Source organism: Streptomyces hazeniae, assembly GCF_031845485.1.
Classification (GTDB): domain Bacteria; phylum Actinomycetota; class Actinomycetes; order Streptomycetales; family Streptomycetaceae; genus Streptomyces; species Streptomyces hazeniae.
Window position 1 is genome coordinate 1 of sequence record NZ_JAVREQ010000013.1, and the last position, 16,797, is coordinate 16,797.

General features: G+C 70.6%; 17 protein-coding genes and 1 tRNA gene. 9 read left to right on the top strand and 9 right to left on the bottom strand.

The genetic code is table 11. From position 1 onward, the window contains the following. The first annotated feature begins 202 nt into the window (after positions 1–202). Entirely contained in the window at positions 203–1,189 is a 987-nt protein-coding gene (locus RM572_RS15385) for an ArsR/SmtB family transcription factor (RefSeq protein WP_311673926.1), read from the top strand. Positions 1,190–1,228: 39 nt separating this feature from the next. Here RM572_RS15385 and RM572_RS15390 read toward each other — a convergent pair whose 3' ends face one another. The 5 genes from RM572_RS15390 to RM572_RS15410 form a co-directional block, all read right to left on the bottom strand. Continuing rightward, positions 1,229–1,675: an SRPBCC family protein gene (locus RM572_RS15390; protein ID WP_311673927.1), complete on the bottom strand. Its 447-nt coding sequence runs from the start codon at positions 1,673–1,675 to the stop codon at positions 1,229–1,231. A gap of 203 nt (positions 1,676–1,878) precedes the next feature. Continuing rightward, positions 1,879–2,346, bottom strand: a complete 468-nt coding sequence (locus RM572_RS15395; protein WP_311673928.1) for an NUDIX hydrolase — start codon at positions 2,344–2,346, stop codon at positions 1,879–1,881. 68 nt (positions 2,347–2,414) lie between these two features. After that, positions 2,415–2,999: a hypothetical protein gene (locus RM572_RS15400; RefSeq protein WP_311673929.1), complete on the bottom strand. Its 585-nt coding sequence runs from the start codon at positions 2,997–2,999 to the stop codon at positions 2,415–2,417. A gap of 101 nt (positions 3,000–3,100) precedes the next feature. Further along, positions 3,101–3,325: a cytidine/deoxycytidylate deaminase family protein gene (locus RM572_RS15405; RefSeq protein WP_311673930.1), complete on the bottom strand. Its 225-nt coding sequence runs from the start codon at positions 3,323–3,325 to the stop codon at positions 3,101–3,103. Positions 3,326–3,786: 461 nt separating this feature from the next. Beyond that, positions 3,787–4,095: a DUF7677 family protein gene (locus RM572_RS15410; RefSeq protein ID WP_311673931.1), complete on the bottom strand. Its 309-nt coding sequence runs from the start codon at positions 4,093–4,095 to the stop codon at positions 3,787–3,789. 174 nt (positions 4,096–4,269) lie between these two features. Here RM572_RS15410 and RM572_RS15415 point away from each other — a divergent pair, with 174 nt between their 5' ends. The 3 genes from RM572_RS15415 (at position 4,270) to RM572_RS15425 (ending at position 5,602) form a co-directional block, all read left to right on the top strand. Further along, a complete protein-coding gene (locus RM572_RS15415) occupies positions 4,270–4,680 on the top strand; it encodes a VOC family protein (RefSeq protein WP_311674054.1) in 411 nt (136 codons plus the stop codon). Positions 4,681–4,958: 278 nt separating this feature from the next. Continuing rightward, positions 4,959–5,201 carry a type II toxin-antitoxin system Phd/YefM family antitoxin gene (locus RM572_RS15420; RefSeq protein ID WP_311673932.1) on the top strand — a complete coding sequence of 81 codons (243 nt, stop codon included), beginning with the start codon at positions 4,959–4,961 and terminating at the stop codon, positions 5,199–5,201. After that, positions 5,198–5,602, top strand: coding sequence for a PIN domain-containing protein (locus tag RM572_RS15425; RefSeq protein WP_311673933.1), 405 nt, complete (start codon positions 5,198–5,200; stop codon positions 5,600–5,602). The genes RM572_RS15420 and RM572_RS15425 overlap by 4 nt, the downstream gene beginning before the upstream one ends. Positions 5,603–6,379: 777 nt before the next feature. Here the strand turns inward: RM572_RS15425 and RM572_RS15430 are convergent. After that, a tRNA-Gly gene (locus RM572_RS15430) sits at positions 6,380–6,453 on the bottom strand. Between the two features lie 233 nt (positions 6,454–6,686). Here RM572_RS15430 and RM572_RS15435 point away from each other — a divergent pair. The 4 genes from RM572_RS15435 to RM572_RS15450 all read left to right on the top strand — a co-directional run bounded on the left by RM572_RS15435 (position 6,687) and on the right by RM572_RS15450 (position 10,021). After that, on the top strand, positions 6,687–6,872 hold the full coding sequence (locus RM572_RS15435; protein WP_078529493.1) for a hypothetical protein: 186 nt from the start codon (positions 6,687–6,689) through the stop codon (positions 6,870–6,872). 118 nt (positions 6,873–6,990) lie between these two features. After that, positions 6,991–7,605, top strand: coding sequence for a dCTP deaminase (gene dcd / locus RM572_RS15440; protein WP_311673934.1), 615 nt, complete (start codon positions 6,991–6,993; stop codon positions 7,603–7,605). After that, entirely contained in the window at positions 7,598–8,095 is a 498-nt protein-coding gene (locus tag RM572_RS15445; RefSeq protein ID WP_311673935.1) for a phosphoribosyltransferase, read from the top strand. Before dcd ends, RM572_RS15445 begins: the two co-directional genes overlap by 8 nt. Positions 8,096–8,479: 384 nt before the next feature. Further along, positions 8,480–10,021: a ricin-type beta-trefoil lectin domain protein gene (locus RM572_RS15450; RefSeq protein ID WP_311673936.1), complete on the top strand. Its 1,542-nt coding sequence runs from the start codon at positions 8,480–8,482 to the stop codon at positions 10,019–10,021. 113 nt (positions 10,022–10,134) lie between these two features. Here the strand turns inward: RM572_RS15450 and RM572_RS15455 are convergent, their stop codons facing one another. The 3 genes from RM572_RS15455 to RM572_RS15465 all read right to left on the bottom strand — a co-directional run bounded on the left by RM572_RS15455 (position 10,135) and on the right by RM572_RS15465 (position 15,254). After that, positions 10,135–11,103 carry a YIP1 family protein gene (locus RM572_RS15455; protein WP_311673937.1) on the bottom strand — a complete coding sequence of 323 codons (969 nt, stop codon included), beginning with the start codon at positions 11,101–11,103 and terminating at the stop codon, positions 10,135–10,137. 147 nt (positions 11,104–11,250) lie between these two features. Continuing rightward, positions 11,251–12,702, bottom strand: a complete 1,452-nt coding sequence (locus RM572_RS15460; protein WP_311673938.1) for an FG-GAP repeat domain-containing protein — start codon at positions 12,700–12,702, stop codon at positions 11,251–11,253. Positions 12,703–12,923: 221 nt separating this feature from the next. Beyond that, positions 12,924–15,254 carry a (Fe-S)-binding protein gene (locus RM572_RS15465; RefSeq protein ID WP_311673939.1) on the bottom strand — a complete coding sequence of 777 codons (2,331 nt, stop codon included), beginning with the start codon at positions 15,252–15,254 and terminating at the stop codon, positions 12,924–12,926. Positions 15,255–15,505: 251 nt separating this feature from the next. On the opposite strand from RM572_RS15465, the gene RM572_RS15470 reads away from it, so the two are divergent. Then, positions 15,506–16,603, top strand: coding sequence for a PP2C family protein-serine/threonine phosphatase (locus RM572_RS15470; RefSeq protein ID WP_311673940.1), 1,098 nt, complete (start codon positions 15,506–15,508; stop codon positions 16,601–16,603). Positions 16,604–16,797 lie beyond the last annotated feature (194 nt).

Consider the following 16,797-nt stretch of genomic DNA (forward strand, 5'->3'; position numbering starts at 1 on the left):
CCCCCCCCCCCCCCCCCCGCCCCCCCCCCCCCCCCCCCCCCCCCCCCCCCCCCCCCACGTGCCTCGGTAGCGGCGCTCCGCGCGCGCCGTGCCGGGGCGCCGTGTCAGGACCCGTGAGCCTAGGCACGCGCTGCAACGGCGGCGGCCCCCGATTTCCGTCACAGTCGAAAACCCCAGGTAACCGGCCGCTAGCCTCGGCACCATGGCCGGCATGCTGCGCATCCACTTCAGCGACCGCGACTTCCGGCATGTGCAGCTCACGAAGTCCGCCGACCCGATGTGGGAGGTCGTCCTCGGGCTGCACGTGCTCACCACCCCCCTGTCCCGGCTCCCGGCGCGCCTGCGCCCGTGGCGCCGCCGCGCCGACGAGCGGCTGCAGGGCGACGACCTGCGCGCCGCCTGCCGGCTGCTGCGCGACCTCGCCCCGGCGAACGCCCCCTACTTCCCGGACTTCCTCACCCCGTCCGAGTCCTCGGAGGGACTGTCGGCGGCCCTGGAAGCCCTGCGCGCCACGCCCGGCCCGCGGCTCGTCCGCGAACTCCGCCTGGCCGCCCGGCACCGGCCGCTGCCCGGGTGGATACGCCGCCTGGCCTCCGGCGACCGGGCGCTGCTGGGCGGGGTCGCCGACGCCGCACGGCACTTCCACACCCGGCTGATCCTGCCGGACTGGAGCGAGGTCGAGGCCACCGTCGCCGCCGACCGCGAAGGGCACCTGGACGCGCTGGACGGCGGCCTCCCGGCGGTCCTGGGCACGCTGGAACCGTTCGTGTGGCGGGACTCCGTCCTCACCGCGCCGTATCCGGTGGACCACGACCTGCGCCTCCACGGCCGCGGCGTCCGGCTCGTGCCGTCCTTCTTCTGCCACACCGCGCCCATCGCGATCGCCGACCCCAACCTGCCGCCGGTCGTGGTCTACCCGGTCCGCAGCCACCCGCCGCGGGCGGAGAACCCCTCAGGGGCACCGGCGGCGCTCGCCGCCCTCCTCGGCACCGCACGCTCCCGCGTGCTGCACGCCCTCACCGCCACCGACACCACCGGCGCCATCGCCGCCCGCCTCGGCATGCCTGCCTCCACCGCCAGCGGCCACCTGAAGGTGCTGCGCGCGGCCGGCCTGGTCCACAGCCGACGCTCCGGCCCGCACGTGGTGCACCGCCTCACCGGCCGCGGCCGTCACCTGCTGGGCCGCTGACACCGCCGCCCATCGACGTGCAGGGGGCCGCCCCGGCACTCAACGGGCCTCCTCCACCGCTGCCTTGATGCGCCGCCCGAAGTCCTCGGCCTCCTTCCTCGCCGCCTTGAGCGCGGGGCCGACGATCAGCCTGCCCACCCCGTGGCCCGTCAGGGTGTTGAACAGCCGCACCCGCGTCCTGCCCTCGCCCAGCGGCTCCAGGTCGTAACCGCCCTCGCCGGTGACGAGGTTCTTCGACGTCTCCGTCCAGCGCATGCTGTGAGGCGCGTCGAACCCGGTGATCCGGAACTCCCGGCGGGTCTTCACCCCGGCGTCCTTCACCGTGCTCCGGTACACCGTCCCGACGCCCGTGGGGCCGTCGGTGGTCTTCTTCATCTCCAGCACCCGGGGACTGAACTTCGGGTCGTTCTCCCCGTCCGCGAGAAACGCGAACACCTCCTCGACCGGCCGGTCGACCTCCGTGACCACATCGAACTGTCCAGCCATCACATCTCCGGTGCACGTAGAGAAGAGTCCGAGGGAACAACTCCCACTTTGCGAAGGCTAGCCGCGAGGACCGACAGAGCCGCGTGACGACACCGCGCACCGACACGTGCACCGACGGCCGTCCGACCGGTGGGCACCCCGTCGAGCCGGGTGCACCAGCCCGGGCGGCCGGGCGGCCAGGTGGGCGGGTCCGGTCGGGAACCTCAGTGCTGAATCAGGCCGCCGACCGCGACCGGCGCCACGTGGCCGGTCGCGGGAAGGCTCCGCGCCAGGCCGAGTCCGACGTCCACCAGCGACGACCGGCGCAGGCGCGCGACCTCGGACAGCGGAGTCCAGACCGACCCGGCCGTCGCGCCGTTCGACTCGGCGCGCAGCCGGCCGCCCGTGATGCGGACCCGGTAGTAGATGCCGACGTTCTGGTGCTCGACGCCGGCGCGGGCGACGGCGGCCGGGATCATCCGCGAGTCCACCCCCAGCAGGCGTTCGGCCACCGCCCCGTATCCGGTCTCCTCGGCGACCTCCCTGATCACGGCGTCGACCGGATCCTCACCGTGCTTCACCCCGCCACCGGGAAGACTCCAGACATGCTCCTCTCCGGGCGGCACGCATCGGGTGAGCAAGACCTGCCCGTTCTCGAAGCACAGGGCATACGCCGCCAACCGGAAACTCATCCCTCGCACCTCCGAAAGGGCGGCACGGGCACACCGGCTCCGGCCGCTCCGACGCGTTCCCGTCCGGCTCACCCGGTGGCCGGCAGCTCCTCCACCCGCCCGTCGAACCGTGCGCCGGCGAACGCCAGCCCGGCGAGGGTCAGGTCGACGGAATCCCGCGGAATGGTGGTGGCCTTGACCACCGCCAACGCGCACCCCCCGAGTTCCGCGTCCCAGGCGGGCGTGCTCCCGGGATGGGCGGCCAGGAAGCTCTGCGGGTACAGCGGCCACAGAATCAGCCGCAGCATCTTCAGGCCGAGGAACGTCGAGTGCTGCACCTGCAGCGCCACGCGTCCCACCTCGCCCCAGGACACCGCGAGGGAGACCTCGGAACTGCCCTCCAGGCGGAAGCCGTTCGGGTCGAAGAAGTAGGCCGCGCCGGTCTCCCGAAGGGCCAGCGGTGCGTGGCTCATGGCGTTGACGCCCCGCGACGGATCCCGCCCGGGGTTGAGCACGGCCCGCCGGGAGCGCTTGGTGAAGGCGGATCCGGTGGCACCGCCGACGAACCCCCAGACCGCCTTCGCGAACGCCACGGGCGAGGGCCGCATCATCCGCACCGGCACCCGGACCACCCCGGCCGGGGGCCGCACGTCATCACGCGGAAGGAACGTCATGGCACTCCGATCCTACGGCCGATGAGCGGGCGAACAGGGAGGGACCAGCGCTCTCGGCGGAGCATCACCGTGCGCAAAGGGTCGCCTGGAGGCCCCTGGGGTCAGGCGGTCCAGCCCGGGTCGATCTCCTTGGGGAAGGCAGTCATCCAGTAGTCGGGGAGTATGTCCCTGAGGGGCTTCCACACGACGATGGTCGCATCGTCCCGGTCGGCGACGGCGACCAGGACCTCTGGACCGTGGACCGCCAGTCGTTCCCGGCAGACGCCGCACGGGCTGAGGACGACCATGCGCCCGCCGGGTTCGCGGTGGAGGCAGACAGAGGCCACGAGCGCTGGTTCAGACGGTGCGCACCGCAGTAGGGCTCGATCTCGTGGCACACCTCGACCGACGGGTTGAAGGCATCGGGAGCGGTGCCGGTAAGGATGGTCCCGTCCGTCAGAAGCATGGCCGCAGCGCCGTGACCGCCGTCGTCCGGGTAGCGCCGTTCGATGAGATCCCTGCAGGCGCCAACGGTGGCGGTGAGGACGGTTCGATCCATGGGCGGAGGCTATCCGCGTCCGCCCTCGGCCGGACGGAGTTTCTGCCCGGCGGTCGTCGTCGCCGTCCGCCCGGCGCCGGTTCAGCGGAGGCCGAACCACTCTGCAGAGCGGGCCGGAGGTGCCGCTGAGCTGCGGCGACAGCGCGACGCCGCTGTCACAGCACGTACCCACGTGGCCCGCCTCGACCGCCGTTCACCGTTCCTTCGGGAGCGCATCCGGTGCGGGGCCGCTTCAGCCGGCTGACCTTGTCACGGGCCGTGGAGTTCGGTCTCCCACGGCGCGAAGGGAGGCTCGACCTCGTAGCTCGGGTCGCAGTGAGCACGAATCCACTGCGCCGCACGGTACTCGGCGTCTCCGGCGTTCAGAACCTCACCGTGCTCGTTGACGCACAGGACGTTGGCGTAGAGGGCGAAGACCTGCTCCAGCGTGGAGCCGAACGCCATGAGACGGGGCCGGTAGTCGATTCCGTCCAGGAGATCCAGCTCAAGGGTCCCGTTGGCGAGGTAGAAGGCGAAGAACCGGAGCGAAGCCCGTACATCGACTGGTAGGTGTTCCATGGCGACAGTCTCCGCGCCACGTCGCCCTCCCTGTCGCCCGGCCCTCACCGGCGACCTCCTGGACTTGCCTGTCCGCTGCTCGACTTGGCGCGAGTTGCCCAGAAATCAGTGACCCACGCTGAGCGTGGGCGATAACCACAGGTCTTGAGCGTTGCTCTGTGGCAGGATCGCGGGATGCTGCGCCTCACCGATTTCATTATCGACTGCCCGGACCCGATGAAGCTGGCGGCCTTCTACTCCGAGGTGACGGGTCGTCCCATCAAAGAGGACAGCTCCGAGGACTGGGCCGGCATCCGGTTCGGCGAGATCGAGCTGGCCTTCATCCGGGTGGACGACTACCGCGCTCCGCAGTGGCCCGACAGCAAGCACCCCAAGCAGTTCCACCTTGACTTCGAAGTGGACGAGGTCGAGTCCGAGCAGCGCCGCGTCCTCGACCTCGGTGCGACGCTGAAGCAGGACTTCGTCGGCCCGGAAGGCTACGGATGGCAGGTCTACACCGACCCGATCGGCCACCCCTTCTGCCTGTGCCGTAACAAGGGCGTCATCTGGACCGACCAGGGCCCGATCTGGCCCGAGCGCGACTGATCAACCGCCTCCTTCCGCCCCCACCAGACCCCTCTGTCGACGTTCGCGATCTCCACGAACGTCGGGGCCGTCCAGGGGCAGGACGGGGCGGATCACTCCCGGCCCGGACGCCTGGGCGCGTCCGTGGACCGGGCAGCCGTGGACCTGAGCCGGGAACCGGGCCTGGTGCTCCTTCGTGCACCGGAGCGCAGTCGTCGGACGTCGGTCACCCGAGGGTAGCCATGGCGTCTCACTCTCGCCTACCACTGTGTTTCTGATATTCTGAATCCATGAGGACAATGAGTGCAAGCGAGGCCTCCCGGAGCTTCGCCTCGGTTCTGGACCAGGCGGAACACGGGGAGACCATCGTGATCACTCGCAATGGCAGGCGATTGGCGATCGTCGGGCCCGCGCCGTGCGGGAACGGTGCCGCGCTCGCTGATGTGCTCGAAGCGCACGCTGAAGCTCTGGACGAGGACTTTGCGTCCGATGCGCTGGGGACTCGCGACCTGCTGACTCTGGAGAACCCGTGGGAAGGGTGATCCTCGACACCGGTGTCCTCGTCGCAGTCGATCGCGGCCGGTTCGAACTGGCCAAGCTGCTGCGCGATCGGGATGACGACATCACCATCGCCGCCGTCACGGCAGCCGAACTGCTCCAGGGTGTGGAACTCGCGGCGGACGAGCTGTCCACTCGCCGTCGTCAGGGATTCGTCGACGCGGTCCTGGCCATAGTCCCGGTGGACGACTACACGCTGGATGTGGCGCGTGTGCATGCACGGTTGCTGGCGTACACCCGCAGGCTGGGCAAGCCCCGTGGCGCGCACGACCTGATCATCGCGGCGACAGCAGTCGCAACGAACCGAACTGTGATGACCACCGACACCAAGGCGAGCTTCGACGAACTACCCGGCGTGGCCATGGATATGATCCCAGCCCCGTAGCTCCGAGCTGGTTGTGAGGTTCAGCAGAAGAAAGGCCCAGGTCTGCGACCTGGGCCTTCGGGGTGGAGCGGGCGACGGGAAACGAATCCGCGCTATAAGCTTGGGAATCCCCGGCCGCCCGCGCCGACTCACGCACCGACCTGCACATATGGACGTCTCAGCCCCTCAGGGCTGGTTGACCCCACCGTAATGCCCCGCTGTCCGAGACCGTCAAACTCCGTCTCGCCCGGTGCGTCGTGGACGAGGAGTGGCCGCTGAGACGAGCTGCCGAACGGTTCCACTCCATGATCGGCAGTTCCACCGTTCGTTGTACACGCCGCAGCCTGAGCGCACAGCCGAGCACCCGAGCACCGGCGCCCCGACCGCCCTGGCTCACGTCAAAGCAGCGAGATCGACAGAAACCAGACACACCGCAACCAGACACCGCTCAACTTCGCCCAAACCTGGTACCGCAGCCGCCTCCGTACCTGCCCAGACCAGAAAGATTCACGATCTACAACTGGAGTACTAAATAAGCGAAGGATATCTACCCATATGACGCGCAACTTTATGGCGAGTTGGCTAGTTCTGTGTGGTCAGCCGCACCCTCCGCGATGCCACACCGCGGTCGGCATGACTGCGTTCGTCCGTGAACACGTCCACTGCAGGTCCCGCGAGTGGCTCGCCGCACTGAGAAGTGACGCCATGGGTGTCCCCGGTGAGGCGCGAGTGGCACGCCCGCCCGAATTGGTCTAGATATCGAACAAAGCCCAGGTCTGACGACCTGGGCCTTCGGGATGGAGCGGGCGACGGGAATCGAACCCGCGCTATAAGCTTGGGAAGCTCATGTTCTACCATTAAACTACGCCCGCGAGGAGCGGCTCGAAGAGCCTTCTCGACGCGGGACACTGTACCTCATGGCGGACCCCCGGCGCACAGGCCGGCGGGTCCTTTGTGCTGTTCGGGGGGTGGGTGCGGGGGGTGTGGCGGGGTGCGGAGGAGGGGGCCGCGGGCGTACGGTGGGTTGCGGAGTGCCGGGCTTCGGGTGGTGCGCTTCATCCCCTAACGTGGCTTTCGTCCACCACGTTGCCGTGAGAGGGAGACGATGGAGTCCACCGTCGTTCGGTGTGCCGAGGGGCACGAGTTCAGCACGTCCGTGTTCCCCCTGCAGAATCTCGGACCCGACCGGATCGGTCCCGGTCGGTTGCTGCGGTGTCCGCAGTGCGCGCGGTTGCGGCAGGCCGTGCCGGTGGGTGCCGGCGGGGAGGCCGGTGGCGCCCGTCGGCGCTGAGCAGCCGGAAGCGCGGAGGTTGCGGCTGTCGCGGAGAGCCGTCGACCAGCAGTCGTAGCGCGTGGCGGGGTCCGGTCCGGTTGGGCCGGGCCCCGCTCGTGCGCGTAGGCTCGCAGCCGTGCTTCTCTCAGACAAGGACATCCGGGCCGAGATCGACGCCGGGCGGGTGCGCATCGACCCGTACGAGGCGGGGATGGTCCAGCCGTCCAGCATCGACGTGCGGCTGGACCGCTACTTCCGGGTGTTCGAGAACCACCGCTACCCGCACATCGACCCGTCGGTCGAGCAGCCCGACCTGACGCGGCTGATCGAGTCGGTCGGCGACGAGCCGTTCATCCTGCATCCCGGGGAGTTCGTGCTGGCGTCGACGTACGAGGTCATCACGCTGCCGGAGGACATCGCCTCGCGGCTGGAGGGCAAGTCGAGCCTGGGGCGTCTGGGTCTGCTGACGCACTCGACGGCCGGTTTCATCGACCCGGGTTTCTCGGGGCACGTGACGCTGGAGCTGTCGAACGTGGCGACGCTGCCGATCAAGCTGTGGCCGGGGATGAAGATCGGGCAGCTGTGCATGTTCCGGCTGTCGTCGCCGGCCGAGCACCCGTACGGGTCGAAGCGGTACGGGTCGCGCTACCAGGGGCAGCGCGGGCCGACGCCGTCCCGGTCGTACCTCAACTTCCACCGCACGCCGATCCGGGACGAGGCCCGGGGGGAGGACCGACTCCGGGATGGGTGACGAGCGGGAGCACCTGACGTACGAGCGGTTCGGCGTGGCGGTCCGGGAGTTGGCGCGGGCCGTCGCGGGCGACGGCTTCGAGCCGGACATCATCCTGTCGATCGCGCGCGGCGGCCTCTTCGTGGCCGGCGGGCTCGGTTACGCGCTGGATGTCAAGAACGTGCATCTGGCCAGCGTGGAGTTCTACACCGGGGTCGGTGAGACGTTGCCGATGCCGGTGATGCTGCCGCCGGTGCCGAACGTGGTGGACCTCAGTGAGAAGAAGGTGCTGGTCGCGGACGATGTCGCGGACACCGGCCGGACGTTGAAGCTGGTGCACGACTTCTGCGCGGAGCACGTCGCGGACGTGCGGACCGCGGTGATCTACGAGAAGCCGCAGTCCGTGGTGAAGTGCGCGTACGTGTGGAAGCGGACCGAGGCGTGGATCGAGTTCCCGTGGTCGGTGGAGCCGCCGGTGGTACGGCGGGCGGGGCAGGTGCGGGACGCCTGACCCGGGGCGGAACGCCCGGGGACCCGGGGCTGGGACCGGCCCGTGGGGGGCGCGGACCCTCCAGGGCGGAACTCCGGAGCGCGGTGCGCGAGCGCGACTGCACGCTACTGCGCCGCGGCCCGAGCGGCTACGTGGGACCGCCCACCGCGGCTGGACGGCCGACGTCCACGGCCCGCAGCAGGCGGGTTGCCGCCGGGCGCGGGTGTACGGCGACCTGATGACGTGCCCGCGGACCTGCCGTTGCCGACGCCGAGGCGGGTGCCGGCGGCGACCGGCTCGGAAGCCGTAACTGGCCGGATTCTTGCGCCGGATGGGCTTCCCGAGAGGCGTACCTGCGAGTAAGAACCACGGGTAACACTGATGCCTCCATGACGGGAGCACCCCATGGCACGTGCGAGAAGTGCGGGACGCCTCGGCCGGACGGCGGTGACCGCGGGACTGCTGGCCGCGGTGCTGGCGTTCACCGGCGGCGGGCCCGCTGCGGCGCCGGCCGCCGCCGAGGAGCGGGCGGCCGACGTGGTGCCGCTGTCGGCGGAGTTGGAGGAAGCGCGGGCGGCGCAGGCGGAGACGCTGTACGGCGACGCGGCGATCCGGCCGATGGACGAGCGCAAGACGTCGCTGATCTCGCTGGGCGACAGCGAGATCAGCGGTGAGGGCGTCGGCACCTACGAGCCGGGCACGGACGGGCCGGACAACTGGTGCCACCGTTCGCCCGACGCGGCGATCCACCGCACCGGCATCCCGGCGGACGTTACCTTCAACGTCGCCTGCTCGGGGGCCTCGACGGTGAACATCCGCATCGGCGGCACACCGCAGTACGCGGACGAGCTGGTGCAGAGCGACAACCTGGCGATCAAGGCGCGCAACACCCGCATCCAGCAGATCGTTCTGGTCGCGGGCGCCAACGACGACCTGCGGTTCGGGCCGGTGATCACGGACTGCGTGGTGCGCTGGTTCACGTTCCAGGGCGCCTGCCACCCGAAGTACCGGCCCGGTTGGCAGGCGCGTGTGGACGGTCTGCAGCCCAAGGTCGTCGCGACGGTCGGCGACCTGAGGACCGTGATGCGGCAGGCCGGTTACGCCGACGACGACTACCAGCTGGTCGTGATGGGCTATCCCGGGCCGCTCGGCCCGGACGTGTACGACAACCCCGACTATCCCGGCAAGCTGTTCGGCGGCTGCACCGGCTACGACAGCGACGCCGCCTTCGCCCGGAACTTCGCGGTGCCGGTGTTCGAGAAGGGCATGCGGGAGGCGGCGCGCCAGGCCGGCGCCACGTACCTGGACGCGTCCCGGCTCTTCCACGGCCACGAGGTGTGCATGGAGAACACCTGGGCGCGGGGCCTGTACGTCGACCTCACCAACCCGTTCCCGCCGGACTCCAACTCGGTGCGCCAGTCCTTCCACCCCAACAAGCGCGGCCACGGCGCCTTCGCCGCCTGCTTCACGGCCGTCTACCAGGCCGGGCAGCAGGGCGTGCGGGAGGCGTCCTGCGCCGATCCGAGCGGCGCGGGGCAGCCGCGGCTGTACGAGCTGGCGTGGGACGACGTCTTCGGGCCGCTGCGCAACGAGGCGACCGGCAGCTGCCTGGACGCCGAGGGCGCGAGCAGCCGCAACGGCACGGCCGTCGGCGGCTGGAGCTGCAACGGCGAGCGCAATCAGGGCTGGTGGCTGGACCCGGAGACCCGTCAGCTCTACACGGAGCTGTCCCACGACCGGTGCCTCGACGTGCCGGACGGGGAGTACGAGGCGGGTGCCGGGCTCGCCCTGTGGAACTGCCACGGCGGCGCCAACCAGCAGTTCGTGCGGGACGGTGCCACGCTCCGCCCGGCCGGGGCGACCGCGCTGTGCCTGACGCTGGCCGGGGCCACGGAGCCGGTGCGGCTCCAGGAGTGCGACGGCTCGGCGGCGCAGCGCTTCGCCTGACGCACTGAGCGGCGGGCTCCGGGCGGTGAGTTGCGAGCCGTGAGTTGCGAGCCGTGAGCTGCGAGTGCGGTGCTTCGGGGCGGGGCGGCAGGGCCCGGCCCCGAAGCGCGCCGTCAGAGAGTGCCGAGCTTGACCAGGGCGAGCAGTGCGATCAGCTGAATCGCCGAGGCGCCCAGCGCGCGCGGCCACGGCAGGTCGTGCGAACGGCTGACCATCGAGGTGAACAGCGCGCCGGCGGCGATCCAGGTGATCCAGCCGACGACCTGCACGGCGGTCGCGGTGCCGCCCATGAACATGGCGAGCACCAGGCGGGGTGCGTCGCTGAGCGACATGATCAGCATGGACAGGCCGATGGTCGGCGCCCACATCCCGTTGCCGCCGAACTGGCGCGCCAGGGTGTGCGTGACCGCGCCCAGCATCAGCCCCATGATCACCATGGCGATGCCGGTGCCGGCCACGTACTGGAGAGCGGTGCCGAGGGTCGCGTCGATGACGCTCTCGCGCGTCTCGTCGAGGCCGAAGACGGCGAGCAGGCCGTAGACGAAGGTGACGGTCAGTGCCGGGCCCCACACGGGGTAGTCGCGCATCTGGTAGAAGGTCGCGTTCGGGCGGAGCACGATGCCCTGGAGCAGTTCCTTCCAGTGCAGCCGCGGGCCGGCGGGCGGCGCGTGTCCGGCGGAGTGCACGCTGCCGTCGGAGTAGCCGCTGTCGTAGCCGTGCCCGTCGCCGGGGCCGCCGTCGTGTCCGTACGGCGAGGGGTCGTGGATGCTGAACGCCCTGGTGTGGCCGGGGTTATCCGCGCGCGAGCGGCTGTCGCCGGGGTGGCCGCTCTGCGGGCCTCCGCCCGGGTAGCCGTAGCCGCCACGCTGCGGCTCGCCGAAGTACTCCGGTTCCCCCCGGCCGCCGCCGCCTCCGGCGTGCCAGGTCTGGCCGCCGCGACCGCCCGAGGCCGGTCCCTGGTGCTGTCCCTGTCCGTACGCTCCCGGGCCGGGCCCCGGCTCCGGGGCCTGGCCGTGCGGGGGGTACGGTCCCTGCTGCGCGTTGCGGGAGTTCCTGCCGCGTCCGATCCTGAATCCAGCCACGTCTTCGAACGTACCGTGTCCGCGCGGTTGTGGTGACGCTCCGGCAGCAAACGGCCGGACATCGCGTCTGACCTGTGACATCCCCTAGGGGAACCCGTACGCGTCGCCCCCACCGAGGGGGTGGGGGCGGCCGTCGTGCTTCCGGGGTCAGCCGGCGAAGTTCACGCCGAACAGCGGTCGGCCGGAGGTGGAGACGCCGGCGGAGGTGGTGCTCATCCACTGGGCTCCGCTGGTGGTGATCTTCGCGCCGTCGGAGCGCAGCGCGGTGACGGCGCCGTTGTCGCTGTTCTCACCGCTCGCGCCGATGGTGAGGTCCGCGTTGCCGTCCCCGTCCACGTCGGCGAGGTGGACGTCGCTGCCGAAGAAGTCCTCGTCCTCGTTGCTGCCCGGGACGCCGGGGACGTCCTGGTTGAAGTACTGCGCGCCGGTCGAGGTGATGCCGGTCGGCGAGCCGTAGAGGAGGTGCACGGCGCCGGTGTCGAAGTCCTCGCCGAGGTTCTCCGCCGCCGAGCCGATGACCAGGTCCATGAGGCCGTCGCCGTTGACGTCGCCGAGGTCCAGCTCCGCGCCGAAGGCGTCGTCCTTCTCCGAGCCGCCCGCGATGCCGCCGGAGTCCTGGGTGATCTCCTTCACGACGCCGTTGGGACCGTCGGGCGTTCCGTAGCGGATGCTGACCTTGCCGCCCTTGACCGCGCCGGGCGCGCCCTCGTCCCAGGACTCGCCGATGACGAGGTCGCCGTGGCCGTCGCCGTTGGTGTCGCCGATGCCGGTGATGATGCCGGGGGTCATGCGGTCGGCGGAACCGGCGATGCCCGTGCCGGCGACGCCGCGGTAGTAGAAGTTGGCGTTGTAGTGGTAGCCGTCCTCGATCTCGGAGTCGAAACCGTTGACGACCAGGTCGTCGGCGCCGTTGCCGTCGACGTCTCCGGCGGTCAGGAAGAAGACGCCGCCTTCGCCGTCGAGGATCGGGGTCCGCACCGAGCGGGACTCGGTGGCGTCCCCGGCCCGGTCGATGCCCTGCTGGTAGAAGACCACCGTGCGGGAGGAGCTGCCGGCGGCCAGGTCGGTGACGCCGTCGGCGTCGAAGTCGCCCGCGACGACGGCCTTGCCGAAGAAGTCGCCGTCGAACTTCGTGGGGTTCGCGAGCGTGTCGCCGCTGACCAGGCCGGACGCGGAGCCCCAGAGCACGGTGAGCATCCCGCTGTCCTTGTCGCCCGTCAGGTCCTCGCCCGGTGCACCGACGGCCAGGTCGGTCACGCCGTCGCCGTCGAAGTCCCCGGCGTACGTCATGGCGCCGAAGCCGTCGCCCTCCTCGGGGGAGCCGGGCACGCCGCGCGAGTCCTGGTGGATCGGCGAACGGCGGTCGGGCTGCAGACCGTCGGGGCCGCCCCAGTAGACGACGATCTGGCCCGCGCCGAAGTCGCCGCCGACGCGGGCGTTCGAGGCGGAGACGACCACGTCGCGGTAGCCGTCGGCGTTGAAGTCGCCGTGCAGTGTGGCCTCTTCGGCGACGGCGGGCGCGGCGACGGTGATCAGGCCGCCGGTGACGGCGGCGGCGACGGAGATGGCGAGGGCGGATCTGCGGTAGCGCTTGGGCACTGCGTGAGTCTCCTGGGCACGAGAGCGGATGCCGGGAGCCGTCAGGGCGCCTGGCGGGGACGTTGGGGGAGACCTCCGACGGACACCAAGGGTTGTACGGCCGTTCACGTGCGGTGCATCGCACGTGACGCGCGCGGGCGGAGAGGCGGACGCACGACGACGGCGGGCCCCGGGCAGGGGCCCGCCGTCGAGGGGGCGTCGCGCGGCGCGGGTCCGTACGGCTAGGACGCGGGAGTCGGGTCCGGCTTCGGCTCGGGGTCGCGGTCGGGCTGCGGCTCCGGGTCGGGCTCGCCGGCCGTGTCCTCGCCGCCCGCGGGCGGCGGGTCGGAGGGCGTCCGCACCGAGTCCAGCAGGAGCTGTGCCACGTCGACGACCTGGAGCTCCTCCTTGGCCTTCCCGTCGTTCTTCTTGCCGTTGACCGAGTCGGAGAGCATCACCAGGCAGAACGGGCAGGCGGTGGAGACGATGTCCGGTTCGATGGCGAGGGCCTCGTCCACGCGCTCGTTGTTGATGCGCTTGCCGATCCGCTCCTCCATCCACATCCGGGCGCCGCCGGCGCCGCAGCAGAAGCCGCGCTCCTTGTGGCGGTGCATCTCCTCGTTGCGGAGGCCCGGGACCTTGCCGATGATCTCGCGCGGCGGCGTGTAGACCTTGTTGTGGCGGCCCAGGTAGCACGGGTCGTGGTAGGTGATCAGGCCCTCGACGGGGGTGACGGGCACGAGCCGGCCCTCGTCGACGAGGTGCTGGAGCAGCTGGGTGTGGTGGATCACCTCGTAGTGCCCGCCGAGCTGCGGGTACTCGTTGGCGATGGTGTTGAAGCAGTGCGGGCAGGTGGCGACGATCTTCTTCTTCGCCGCGGGCTTCTTCGTCGCCTCGTCGTCCTCGTCCTCGCCGAACGCGGCGTTGAGGTTGGCGACGTTCTCCTCGCCGAGCTGCTGGAAGAGGAACTCGTTGCCCAGCCGTCGCGCGGAGTCGCCCGTGCACTTCTCGTCGCCGCCCATGATGGCGAACTTCACGCCCGCGATGTGCAGGAGTTCGGCGAACGCCTTGGTGGTCTTCTTCGCCCGGTCCTCCAGGGCGCCGGCGCACCCGACCCAGTACAGGTACTCGACCTCGGTGAGGTCGTCGACGGTCTTGCCGACGACCGGCACCTCGAAATCGACCTCCTGAACCCAGGCCAGGCGCTGCTTCTTGGCCAGGCCCCAGGGGTTGCCCTTCTTCTCCAGGTTCTTGAGCATCGTCCCGGCCTCGCTCGGGAACGCCGACTCGATCATCACCTGGTAGCGGCGCATGTCGACGATGTGGTCGACGTGCTCGATGTCCACGGGACACTGTTCGACGCAGGCGCCGCAGGTGGTGCAGGACCACAGGACGTCGGGGTCGATGACGCCGCCGGCGGCGAGGTCGCCGACCAGCGGGCGTTCGGCCTCGGCCAGCGCGTCGGCGGGGACGCCGCGCAGCTGTTCCTCGGTGGCCTTCTCCTCGCCCTCCATGGACTTGCCGCCACCCGCGAGGAGGTACGGCGCCTTGGCGTGCGCGTGGTCGCGCAGCGACATGATCAGCAGCTTGGGCGAGAGCGGCTTGCCGGTGTTCCAGGCCGGGCACTGCGACTGGCAGCGGCCGCACTCGGTGCAGGTGGAGAAGTCCAGCAGGCCCTTCCAGGAGAAGTCCTCGACCTGGGAGACGCCGAAGCGGACCTCCTCCTCGTTGTCCTCGTCGAGCGCGGTCTCGAAGTCGATCTCCTTGCCGCCGGAGGTCATCGGCTTCAGTTCGCCCAGCGCGGTCGCGCCGTCGGCGTTGCGCTTGAACCAGATGTTGGGGAAGGCGAGGAAGCGGTGCCAGGCGACGCCCATGTCGGTGTTGAGGCCGACGACGATCATCCACACGAACGACGTGCCGATCTTGAGCATCGCGACGAGGTAGACGAGGTTCTGCACGGTCGTGACGCTCAGCCCGTCGAACGCGGCGACCAGCGGGTAGGTGACGAAGTACGCGGCCTCGTAACCGTGCACGTCGTGCAGCACGCCCTCCAGGCCGCGCAGGGTGAGGATGGCCAGGCCGATGACGAGGATGACGGCCTCGACGAAGTACGCCTGCCAGGTGGTGGAGCCGGCGAAGCGGGACTTGCGGCCCGGGCGGTCGGGGCGGCTCAGCTGGCGGATGACGATCAGCGTGGCGATGCCCAGGACCGTCATCAGGCCGATGAACTCGATGAACATCTCGTACGGCAGCCAGGTGCCGATGATCGGCAGTACCCAGTCGGCCTGGAACAGCTGGCCGAAGGCGTTGACGAGGGTCAGCACCAGGGTGAAGAAGCCGACGGCGACGAACCAGTGCGCGAAGCCGACGATGCCCCAGCGGTTCATCCGGGTGTGCCCGAGGAACTCGCGCGCCACCGTGAGCGTGCGTTGCCCGGGGTCGTCGGTGCGGGTGCCGGCGGGCACCGCCTGCCCGAGCTTCACGTGCCGGTAGATCTGGGCGATGGCGCGCGCGAACAGCGCGGTGCCGACCACGGCCAGCACCAGCGAGACGACGATCGCGGCGAGTTGCATGACGGCTCCTCGGACCTGCGGGCGAGCCTGCGCCGGCACGGCGACGGCTCATTTACTAAGCAGTAACTTATCTGGTTCGTACGAGCCTACCCAGTATCACGGGAGTGCTGCACCCGATGCTGCGGTGATCTGCGTCGCCCGACCTCCTGCGATACCGTTTCGGCATAAAAGTGATTCTGGGGGCGAACCGGATGGCGGGCCGAGTGAGCAGCAGGTCACGGGATGTGGTGGGGCGCGGGTTCATGTGGGCCGTGCTCCCCTGGATTCTGCTGGTCGTCGTCGCCCTGATGGAGGTCGGCGACGACATCGGCGACGCGCCGAATCTGCGCGCCGGCTCGCTGCTCTCTCCCGTTCCGGCCCTCGCGGCGATCCGCGGGTCGCCGCGCCGGGTTCTCGCCGTGTCCGTCGTCGCGCTGTTCGTCGGACTGGCTGCCACTCTCATCGACGCCGACGACGGCCCCTTCTACCACGGCACGGTCGTGGGCGCCGTGTTCGTGGTGAGCGTCGCTTCCCTGATGGCTGCCAGCGCCAGAGAGCGTCAGGAGGCCCAGCTCACCCAGGTGCAGCGGGTGGCCGAGGCCGCCCAGCTCGCGCTGCTGCCGCCGATGCCGCGTCAGGCAGGCGGGCTGCGCTTCGAGGCGCGCTACGTCGCCGCCGAGTCCGAGGCCCGGATCGGCGGCGATCTCTACGAGGCGGTGGTCGAGGGCGACCGGATCCGGCTCATCATCGGCGATGTCCGCGGCAAGGGTCTGCCCGCCATTCGTACGGCCTCCGCCGTGCTCGGCGCGTTCCGCGAGGCGGCGCATCACGAGCCGAACGTGTCGCGGGTGGCGCTGCGCTGCTCGGAGGCCGTCGCGCGGCTGGAGAAGGAGCCGGGCGACTCCTACACCGGCACCCAGGACGGCAGTGAGCTGTTCGTGACCGCCGTGCTGCTGGAGATCGACGGGCCGAAGCTGTGCATGGTGAACCTCGGGCACCCGCCGCCGCTGCTGATGAACGGGCGCGCCGCACGCTTCGTCGGCCCCGAGGACGCGCTGCCGCCGCTCGGGCTCGCGCACCTGTTCGCCGGCGACTTCCCCGCGTCCGTCCGGGAATGGGAGCCGGGGGAGCGGCTGCTGCTGTACACCGACGGCATCGACGAGGCGCGGGACGCCGGCGGGCGGTTCTTCCCGTTGCTGCCGGTGGCGGAGACCTTGCTGAGAACGCCGATCGAGGTGCTGCCGGACCGGCTGCTGGCCGCCGTGGACCGGCACACGGGCCGGGAGCTGCGGGACGACGCCGCCGTGGTCGCGGTGGAGTGGTGCGAGGCGTCGGACCGCCTGCCGCACTCGCAGGCCGCTCCGGGCTGACGGGATGCCGCGGGCCCGGCCGAAGTGCGGGGGCTCCCAGCATCGGGAGGACCTGGGGGTGCTCTGAACTGCGGTGATGCCGGTGTGCACATAAGTGCAGCATAAGAGTTGAGCGTGCACGACTCAGGTCCTTTGACAGATCCGTGGGCCTCATGCACTCTTGAGCCATATCCACTCAAGGCATCAGCTGGAGG